Below are 9185 nucleotides of genomic sequence, written 5' to 3'. Positions count from 1 at the left end.
GAAACCGCGCACCCCAGCACCGTGACCGCACCTGACGAAGCCCGCCTCGACGAGTCCCAGCAGCTCATCGACGAGGCCAAGAAGATCGCCCATGACCTGCGCGAGACGACGCCCGACCCGGCTCCCGCCGAGCCGAAGACCGAGGAGGGCTCACCCGCGAACTGAGCGGCGCGGGGTCAGACCGACCACGGCGGCGTGATCGTCCGCCCGTCGGCCAGCGTCCCGGTGATGCCCACCGAGGTCGCCACGAGCACGCGCGCCGGTCCGCCGGTCAGCGCGAGCTCGGTGTCCGGCGGCACGACGACCGCGTCGCCGGGTCCGGCGGTCTGCCCCTGGATCGTCACGGACCCGGACAGCACGTAGAACACCTCCTCCTTGGACGCCCGGTGCGGCGTCCCGTCGCCCCCTTCCGGCACGTCGACCGTCCACAGCGCGATCTCCGCGCTGCCCGTCGACGGCGTCGCGAGCGACCTGAACACGAACCCGCCGAACTCGTGCCGAGCAGCGGAGTCCCCCGTAACCAGCAAGACAACCTCCAAAGTGGTCAACCAAGTTGTCTGACCTTAGAATATGGTCAACCAGGTTGTCTACTAGGAGTGCGCAATGGAACCCGTGCCCGTGCTGCTGGCGATGACGTACCGGGCCATGGGGGACCAGTTCCACGACCGCCTGCGCCAGATCGGCCTGGAGCCGCTGCGTCCCGCCCACGGCTACGTCTTCCGCTTCCTCGCCCAGCGCCGCGCCACGACCGTCGACATCGGCGCGCACCTCGGCGTCACGAAACAGGCGGCCGCGAAGATCGTCGCCGAGCTCGACGAGTGGGGTTACGTGCTGCGCGAACCGCACCCGACGGACAAACGCGCCCAGTACGTCACGCTGACCACGAAGGGCCGCGACTACCTGAAGTTCGCCGACGTCCTGTGGACCGACCTGGAGAACGAGATGGCGGAGGCGGTCGGCGCGGACACCGTCGCGACCGTCAAGGCGGGCCTCACCGCGTACCTGCAGCACGTGCACGGTGAGGACCAGCCCGGGTTGCGACCGGTGTGGTGACTCAGAAGACCTGCGTCAGGGCGATCACGCCGAACACCGCGAAGACCACGCCGGCCACCCGCTGGATCCAGTGCGTGGGCAGCCGGCCGGCGAGCTTGCGCCCGACCAGCACCGCGAGCCCCGCCACAGCGACCAGCGCGAGCCACGCCCCGAGGCCCACGGCGAGCGGGGCGCCGTAGCGTGCGGTGATGCCGGCGGTCGCGAGCTGCGACGCGTCACCCCACTCGGCCGCGAACAGCACGCCGAACGACGTCAGCGCGGCGCGCCAGAACGGCACGTCGGTGCGCGTCCCGGCCTCGTCGGCGGAGTCCTCCTCCTTCGAGAACCCCTCCTTGAGCAGCAGGAACGCACCCACGAGGAACAACGTGGCGACGATGCCCGCGACCAGCCGGTCGGGGAGCAGGGTGATCGCCGTCCCGAACGCCGCACCGACGACGGTCTGCACGGCGAAGGCCGCGATGACGCCCACGAACACCGGCCAGGCGCGGTAGCGCGTGGTCAGCACCAGGGTCGCGACCATGGTCTTGTCCGGGAGCTCGACGAGGAACACCACCGCGAAGGCGGTGAGGAACGCGAGCAGTGAGGTGGTCAAGAGGGTCCTCCACGTCCGAGTACGAACCCGGACGGAGGCGCAACAGACCCCGACCGGGCATGCTGCAAAGCCCGGCCGGAGGTCTCGTTCGCCCGTACAAGACGGGTGTGGCACCGGATCCGCTCGAAGGCGGATCAGTATGTCGATCACCACGCCACCGGCTGAACGCTCCGGTGGGAACTACTCCCCTCTGGCGCATCCATCCTAACCGACGCAGGTAACGCACGAGCGTGACCTCGCGCACGGGACCAAGGTCCCGAGCCGGGACGGGACCGTCGTACCTGATGAGAGCCGTGTCCGGTCCATACGCTCGATGACGTGGAAGTACTCGAACTCGCGCGGTGGCAGTTCGGCATCACCACCGTCTACCACTTTCTGATGGTGCCGTTGACGATCGGCCTGTCCCTGCTGGTCGCGGGGATGCAGACCGCGTGGGTGCGCACGGGCGACGAGCGCTACTACAAGATGACGAAGTTCTGGGGGAAGCTCCTCCTGATCAACTTCGCCATGGGCGTCGTCACGGGCATCGTGCAGGAGTTCCAGTTCGGCATGGCCTGGAGCGCCTACTCGCGGTTCGTGGGAGACGTGTTCGGCGCGCCGCTCGCGATGGAGGCGCTCGTCGCCTTCTTCGTCGAGTCGACCTTCCTCGGCCTGTGGATCTTCGGCTGGGACAAGCTGCCCAGGAAGGTCCACCTGGCCTGCGTGTGGGCGTTCAGCCTCGCGACCATGGCCAGCGCGTACTTCATCCTCGCGGCCAACTCGTGGATGCAGCACCCGGTCGGCGTCGAGATGCACGAGGGCAGGCCGCGGCTCACCTCGATCTGGGCGGTGCTGACCAACAACACCACCCTCGCCGCGTTCCCGCACACCATCGCGGGCGCGTTCGCCGTGGCCGGCGCGTTCCTCGTCGGCATCGCCGCCTGGCACCTGCACCGCAGGTCGGAGGAGGAGAAGGTCTGGCGCGGCTCGCTCAAGCTCGGCACCTGGGTCGGCGTGGCGGCGTTCACCGTGCTCGCGATCACCGGTGACCTCCAGGGCAAGCTGATGTTCGAGCAGCAGCCGATGAAGATGGCAGCGGCCGAGGCCCTGTGCCACACCGAGGAGCCGGCGGCGTTCAGCGTCTTCGCGATCGGCGACGTCACCAGGCCCGACTGCGAGAACGTCAAGAGCATCACCGTGCCCGCGCTGCTGAGCTTCTTGGCGCACAACGACTTCAACACCGAGGTCAAGGGCATCGAGGAGCTCGTCCCGATGTACCAGGAGCGCTACGGGGAGTTCTACCCCGTCGACGACCGGCTCGGTGAGCTCAGCGGCAAGCCGATCGACTACGTGCCCGCGCTTCCCGTGACGTACTGGGGCTTCCGCCTGATGATCGGCTTCGGCGCGATCTCGGCCGGTCTGGGCGTCTTCATGCTCTGGCTGACCCGCAAGAACCGGACGCCCACCGGCTGGTGGTTCCCGGCTCTCGGCCTCGCCGGCATCGTGACCCCGTTCCTGGCCAACAGCTTCGGCTGGATCTTCACCGAGATGGGCAGGCAGCCGTTCGTGGTGGTGCCGAACCCGTCCGGGGTGGACGGTGTCTGGATGTTCACCGCGCAGGCGGTCAGCAACAGCCGGCCCGGCGAGATCCTGACCTCGCTCATCGCGCTCACCGCGGTCTACAGCGTGCTGGCGGTCGTGGAGGTCTACCTGATCCGCAAGTACGTCAGAGGCGGTGTCCCCGGCGTGCTGCCCCAGAAGTCCGACGACGGCGCCCTGGCGTTCGCGTACTAGGGGAGGGACGACGTGGAAACGCTCTGGTTCGTGCTCATCGCCGTGCTGTGGCTCGGCTACCTGTTCCTCGAAGGCTTCGACTTCGGCGTCGGCATGCTGCTGCCCGTCCTCGGGCGCACCAACGCCGAACGCCGAGTCATGATCAACACCATCGGGCCGGTCTGGGACGGCAACGAGGTGTGGCTCATCACCGCGATCGGTGCCACGTTCGCGGCCTTCCCGGGCTGGTATGCGGCGCTGCTCAGCGCCGCATACCTGCCCCTCACGCTGTTCCTCGTCGCGCTGATCGGGCGCGGTGTCGCGTTCGACTACCGCGGCAAGGTCGACAACCCGCGCTGGCGCAAGGCGTGGGACGTCACGATCGTCGCCGGCTCGTGGATCGCGACCCTGTGCGTCGGCCTGCTGATCTCGACGACGGTGCTGGGCCTGCCGATCGACGAGAACGGCGACCGGGTCGGCTCGGCGTTCGCGGCGATCCGGTTCGACACCGTGCTCGGCGCGCTCGCGTTCGCCGGTTACGCGCTGGTCCACGGCGCCGTGTTCACCGCGCTCAAGACCGAGGGCGAGATCCGCGAACGGGCCCGCCGCGTCGCCCTGACGCTCTCGCCGGTCGCCCTGCTGCCGCTGGTCGCGCTGCTCGCGGTCGTGGCGGGGGTGTGGGCGGGTCTGGTCGTGCTGGTGCTGGCCGCGGCGATGTGGCGGCTGCTGCACAACCGCGACGGCCAGTCGTTCGCGCTGATGGGGCTCGCCATCGCGGCCAGCGTCGTGATCCTGTTCGGCTCGCTGTACCCGGCCGTGCTGCCGTCGACGCTGAACGACGCGTGGTCGCTGACCATCGCCAACACCGCGTCGAGCCCGTACACGTTGAAGGTCATGACGTGGGTGGCGGCGTTCGGCACGCCCGCCGTGCTCGTCTACCAGGGCTGGACCTACTGGGTGTTCCGCAAGCGCATCGGCGTGCGGCACATCCCGGCGGCGCACTGATGAAGCGCGGCCCGCTGGGAGCGCTGCCCCAGCTCTCGAAGAACGCCCGGCGCGCCCTCGTCGGGGTGGGCGCGCTGGCGTTCTTCAACTCCCTCGCGCTCGTCGCCCAGGCCGTCGCGCTCGCGTCGGTGATCACGACCCGCGAGGGCCTCCCGCTGCTGGCCGGCGCGATCATCGCCCGCGCGGCGCTGTCGTGGGCGACCGAGAGCGCCGCCGCCCGTGCGGCCGCCGGTGCCAAGGAGGAGCTGCGCACCCGGCTGCTGGCCAGTGCGTTCGACCGCGGTCCCGGCTGGATCGCCGACCGCGGCACCGCCGAGCTGTCGGTGCTCGCGACGAAGGGCCTCGACGCGCTCGACGCGTACTTCACCCGCTACCTGCCCGCGCTGGTCACCGCCGCGGTCGTGCCGCCGCTGGCCGGTGCCTGGATCCTCTTCACCGACTGGCCGTCGGCCGTCCTGATCGCCATCACGGTCCCGCTGATCCCGGTCTTCGCCGCCCTGATCGGCTGGTACACCGAGAAGCGGGTCCAGAAGGCGGCCGACGTCACCGAGCTGCTCTCCGCCCAGCTGCTCGAACTGCTGCGCGCGCTGCCGGTGCTCACCGTGTTCGGGCGCGCGAAGCAGCAGGCCGCCGCGGTCCGCCAGATCGGTGACCAGCACCGCAGGGCCACGATGGGCACGCTGCGGATCGCGTTCCTCAGCGCCCTCGTCCTGGAGATCGCCGCCTCGCTGTCGGTCGCGCTGATCGCCGTCGGCGTCGGCGTCCGCCTCGTCCACGGCGACATGACCCTGATGACCGCGCTGGTCGTGCTGATCCTCGCCCCGGAGTGCTACCTCCCCCTCCGCGCCGCCGGCGCCGCCCACCACGCCAGCGAGGACGGCCTTGAGTCCGTCCGCCGCGTAGCCGCCATCGTCGACAACGACGGTCACGCGGGGCCCCCGCGTTCCCCTTGGGGGCACGCGGGGCCCCCGCGTGCGCTAGGAGAGTACGAAAGCTCCCCGCGTGCACTTGGCGGGCGGGTACATGTCGACAATTTGCGGGTGTTGCGGCGTGGGGGGTTCGCGCCGGACGGGGTGAGTTTTGAGGTGAAGGCCGGGGAGATTCACAGGCTGGCGGGGGCGAGTGGGGCGGGGAAGTCGACGACGTTCCAGGTGTTGCTCGGGTTCGTGGAACCGACGGACGGGGTGGTGCGGGTCGAGGGCGAGATCGCGTACGTGCCGCAGCGGCCCGCGTTCGCCGCCGCCACGCCCCGCGCCGAGCTGGAGCTGACGGTGCCGAGCGCGGAGGACGTCGAGGAGGTCGCCGATGAGGTGGTGGCCATGCACCTGCTCGACCGCCGCATCACCGACCTCTCGACCGGTGAACGCCAACGCGTCGCAGTCGCGCGCGCCCTGCTGAGGGTCCGCCACGGCGCCACGGTGCTGCTGCTCGACGAACCGACCGCTCACCTCGACCCGGTGACAAGTCGCAAAGTCGACAAAGCGATCAAGAAGGCCAGTGGGACCGCGGCCGTCGTCCTCGCCTCGCACCGCGACAAGGAGGCGACGGAGGAGGAGACGTTCGCCAAGGTCGTCACGGAGGAGACGCAGCGGGAACGCCCGAAGCGCCTGCCGATCCCGTGGAAGGGCGCCCTGCTGGGCGTCGCCGCGGCCGCCGCCGGCATCGCGCTGACCGCCCTGGCCGCCCACCTGATCGCCCGCGCCGCCGAGATGCCGCCGATCCTGACGCTGACGGTGCTGACCGTGGGCGTACGGACGTTCGCGTTGAGCAAGGGCCTGCTCCGCTACCTCGAACGCCTGGTCACCCACCACGAGGCGTTCCAGCTCGCCACCAACCTCCGCGCCGAGCTGTGGCTTCGGCTCGTGCGCACGCAACGCCGTGACGGCCTGCAACGGCTCGTGGACGACACGGACACCGTTCGCGACCTCGTGCCGCGGGTGCTCGTGCCACCGGTCGTCGCCATCGGTGCCGGCATCGCAACCACGGTCCTGTTCGCGTTCATCGACCCGGCGGCCGCCCTCACGCTCGGCGGCCTGCTGCTCGCGGCCGGGATCGCCGCACCGGCCGTCGCCGTGTGGACCGAACGTCGGGCCAGCACCAAGCTCGCCCGCGGCCGCCGCAAGGTCGCGACCGACACGATCAACGCCCTCACCGCCGCACCGGACCTCATCGCCCACGACGCCCACCACCGGCTGCTCGCGCAGCTGCACGCCGAGGACGCCGAGCTCGCGCGGCAGACCCGCAGGCAAGCGTTTGGCACCGGCGCCGCCACGGCGATCGTGCTGCTCGCGACCGGTGCGGCCGCCCTGCTCTGCGCCACGACCGGCAACCCGGTCCTCGGCCTGGTCCCGCTCGCGCTCGCCGAGCCGCTGGCCGCCCTGCCGCTCGCCGCCCAGCAGCGCAGGGCCCTGCGGGAGGCCAGCGCCCGGCTCCAGTTCGACGCGCCGGAGCGGCCGGAGCCCAGGCGCGGTAAACGGATCCGGCTGGAGAACGTCGACGTCCGCTGGCCCGGCGCGACCGAGCCGACGCTGCGCGACCTGCACCTCAACGTCGAGCCCGGCACGCATGTCGCGATCGTCGGACCGTCGGGTGCCGGCAAGTCGACGCTGTTCGCGCTGCTCCTGGGCTTCCTGCCACCGGAGCGCGGCATCGTGGAGCTGCCCCGCGCGACCTGGTGCCCGCAGGAGCCGATGCTGGTCAGCACCACCGTCCGGGAGAACCTGCGGATGTCGGGCCCGCACGACGACGAGCAGCTCAGGAACGCGCTGCGGAGGGCGTGCCTGCCCGAGTGGACCGACCGGCTCGACACCGTCATCCGGCCCGACCAGGTCAGCGGCGGCGAGGCGCAGCGGCTGGCGCTCGCCAGGGCGTTGCTGCACGACGCCGACGTGGTCCTGCTCGACGAGCCCACCGCCCACCTCGACGAACCGACCGCCCGCAAGGTGCTGGAGGAGCTGCGCCGCGACGGCAGGTCGGTCCTGCACATCACCCACCGCCCCGACGAGGCTGCGCGGGCGGACCTCGTGCTGGACCTCGGCACCCCCGCCTACCGTTGAGGACCATGGACCCCTCCCTGGCGCGGCGCGTGCTCGTCGCGTCCACCGAGATCACGTCGGCGGCGCTGGAAGACCCCGAGAACGTGCTGCGGCTCGTGGTCGAGGCCGCTGCGGAGATCGCGGACGCCGACCTCGGCCTCGCCATGCTCGCCACGCCCGACGACGACGGCACGCTCACCGTCGAGGCGTCCAGCGGTGAGCCGGTCGTCGCGACCCTGAGCCCGCGCAGCGCCGCAGCAAAGGCCGCCCGCACCGGCGTCCCGGTGATGGCCGGCGACGTGACGAACGACCCGCGCACTGCCCCGTACGTGCCGCACGCGCTGCGCAGCTACGGCCCGTTCGCGGTGGCCCCGTTCGGCACGTCCGACCGCAAGATCGGCGCCCTCGCGGTCTACCGCAGGCGCGACAAGCCGGCGTTCACGCAGGAGACGGTGGACGTGCTGAGCGCGTTCGCCGCCCAGGCAGGGCTCGCGGTCGTGCTCGCGGAGGGCTTCACCGCACGCCAGCGGGTCGCCGTCTACGAGGAGCGCGAACGCATCGCCCGCGACCTGCACGACGTGATCATCCAGCGCCTCTACGGCGCCGGCGTGCAGCTCAGCCTGCTGGAACGCCGGCTGGGCAAGAAGCTCGACAACACCGACCGGACCCGCATCAACGAGGCCGTCGACCTGGTCGACGAGACGATCGCCGAGGTCCGCGCGACCGTCCGCAAGCTGCGCAACACCGACCCCGCCGACTCCACCGACCTGCTCGACTCGGTCAACGCCGAGGTCCGCACGGCCGGTGAGCTGCTCGGGTTCGGCCCGCGCCTGCACGTGGCCGGCGACCTGGCGAACGTGCCGCGCAGGCTCGCCGACGACACCCGAGCGGCCCTGCGGGAGGCGTTGTCGAACGTCGTGCGGCACTCAGGTGCCACGAACGTCCAGATCGACGTACGGCGCGATGAGAAGCATCTGCTGCTGCGGGTCGCGGACAACGGATGCGGCATCCCGTCCGGCGTGACTCAACGCGGACTGCGGCACCTCGCGGAACGGGCCAAGTCCGCGAGCGGCGATTTCCGCGTCGTGAGTTCACCGAACGGGACGACGCTCACCTGGTCCGTCCCCGTTTAGCCACCCATGCGGCGGCTTGCGTACGCCGTTCCATCCCGAGTTTGGCGAGCACGGACGTCACGTAGTTCTTCACGGTCTTCTCCGCGAGGAACAACCTTTCACCGATTTGGCGGTTTGTCAGACCCTCACCGATCAGTTCCAGCACCCGTTGTTCCTGGTCGGTGAGTCCGACCGGAGCCGGATTCCGCATCCGGTCGAGGACGCGCGCCGTCGTGGCCGGGTCCAGAAGGGACCGTCCAGCCGCGACCTCGCGCACCGCGGTGACGACGTCCTGGCCCCGCACCTGCTTGAGCAGATATCCCGACGCACCCGCCATGATCGCGCCGACCAGCGCCTCCTCGTCGTCGAAGGCGGTCAGCACGAGGCAGCGGACGCCCAGGTCCCGCAGCGTCCGGCACAGGTCCACACCACTGCCGTCGGGCAGTTGAACGTCCACGACGGCCACGTCGGGCGAAGTCCTCTGGGCCCGCGTCACCGCCTCGTCCACGGAACCGGCCTCGGCGATGACGGAGATGTCCTCCTCGTCGTCGAGCATCTCGCGCAGTCCTCTGCGCACTACTTCGTGATCGTCAACCAACAAAACGCGCACTGGCACGAATCCACCGTACGTCGAAT

At 70.6% G+C, this 9185-nt stretch carries 9 protein-coding genes; 6 read left to right on the top strand and 3 right to left on the bottom strand.

The features are described 5' to 3' along the window. The first annotated feature begins 21 nt into the window (after positions 1–21). Positions 22–165, top strand: coding sequence for a hypothetical protein (locus tag ACZ7CF_RS13835; protein WP_360396990.1), 144 nt, complete (start codon positions 22–24; stop codon positions 163–165). Positions 166–176: 11 nt separating this feature from the next. Here ACZ7CF_RS13835 and ACZ7CF_RS13830 read toward each other — a convergent pair whose 3' ends face one another. Beyond that, positions 177–527 (bottom strand): cupin domain-containing protein, encoded by a 351-nt coding sequence (locus ACZ7CF_RS13830; protein WP_360396989.1) that lies wholly within the window; start codon positions 525–527, stop codon positions 177–179. Between the two features lie 76 nt (positions 528–603). Between ACZ7CF_RS13830 and ACZ7CF_RS13825 the strand changes: the two genes are divergently transcribed. Next, the gene (locus ACZ7CF_RS13825; RefSeq protein WP_470369712.1) at positions 604–1053 is read left to right on the top strand and encodes a MarR family winged helix-turn-helix transcriptional regulator; all 450 of its coding nucleotides are present in this window, start codon (positions 604–606) and stop codon (positions 1051–1053) included. A 1-nt stretch (position 1054) separates the two neighbouring features. On the opposite strand, the gene ACZ7CF_RS13820 is transcribed toward ACZ7CF_RS13825, so the two are convergent. Beyond that, on the bottom strand, positions 1055–1633 hold the full coding sequence (locus ACZ7CF_RS13820; protein ID WP_360397106.1) for a TMEM165/GDT1 family protein: 579 nt from the start codon (positions 1631–1633) through the stop codon (positions 1055–1057). A 330-nt stretch (positions 1634–1963) separates the two neighbouring features. On the opposite strand from ACZ7CF_RS13820, the gene ACZ7CF_RS13815 reads away from it, so the two are divergent. Genes ACZ7CF_RS13815 through ACZ7CF_RS13800 form a run of 4 tightly spaced genes read left to right on the top strand, consistent with a single transcriptional unit; the run spans position 1964 to position 8570 of the window. Then, complete coding sequence (locus tag ACZ7CF_RS13815; RefSeq protein WP_470369711.1) at positions 1964–3418, top strand: cytochrome ubiquinol oxidase subunit I; 1455 nt, start codon at positions 1964–1966, stop codon at positions 3416–3418. 12 nt (positions 3419–3430) lie between these two features. Beyond that, positions 3431–4402, top strand: coding sequence for a cytochrome d ubiquinol oxidase subunit II (gene cydB / locus ACZ7CF_RS13810; protein WP_360396986.1), 972 nt, complete (start codon positions 3431–3433; stop codon positions 4400–4402). Continuing rightward, positions 4402–7458: a thiol reductant ABC exporter subunit CydD gene (gene cydD, locus ACZ7CF_RS13805; RefSeq protein WP_470369710.1), complete on the top strand. Its 3057-nt coding sequence runs from the start codon at positions 4402–4404 to the stop codon at positions 7456–7458. The genes cydB and cydD overlap by 1 nt, the downstream gene beginning before the upstream one ends. Before the next feature lie 5 nt (positions 7459–7463). Then, positions 7464–8570 carry a GAF domain-containing sensor histidine kinase gene (locus ACZ7CF_RS13800; protein ID WP_360396984.1) on the top strand — a complete coding sequence of 369 codons (1107 nt, stop codon included), beginning with the start codon at positions 7464–7466 and terminating at the stop codon, positions 8568–8570. Here the strand turns inward: ACZ7CF_RS13800 and ACZ7CF_RS13795 are convergent. Further along, a complete protein-coding gene (locus ACZ7CF_RS13795) occupies positions 8548–9165 on the bottom strand; it encodes a response regulator transcription factor (protein ID WP_360397105.1) in 618 nt (205 codons plus the stop codon). The two genes, ACZ7CF_RS13800 and ACZ7CF_RS13795, sit on opposite strands and share 23 nt — an antisense overlap. Positions 9166–9185: the final 20 nt, after the last annotated feature.

This window comes from Lentzea sp. NPDC036955, assembly GCF_055608005.1.
Note: the sequence above shows the minus strand (reverse complement) of the source record. Positions and strands in the feature narration are given on the sequence as shown.

Coding starts and splice junctions, on each gene's coding strand:
- ACZ7CF_RS13825 (WP_470369712.1), top strand. CDS start 604: ATGGAACCCGTGCCCGTGCTGCTGGCGATGACGTACCGGGCCATGGGG.
- cydD (WP_470369710.1), top strand. CDS start 4,402: ATGAAGCGCGGCCCGCTGGGAGCGCTGCCCCAGCTCTCGAAGAACGCC.
- ACZ7CF_RS13800 (WP_360396984.1), top strand. CDS start 7,464: ATGGACCCCTCCCTGGCGCGGCGCGTGCTCGTCGCGTCCACCGAGATC.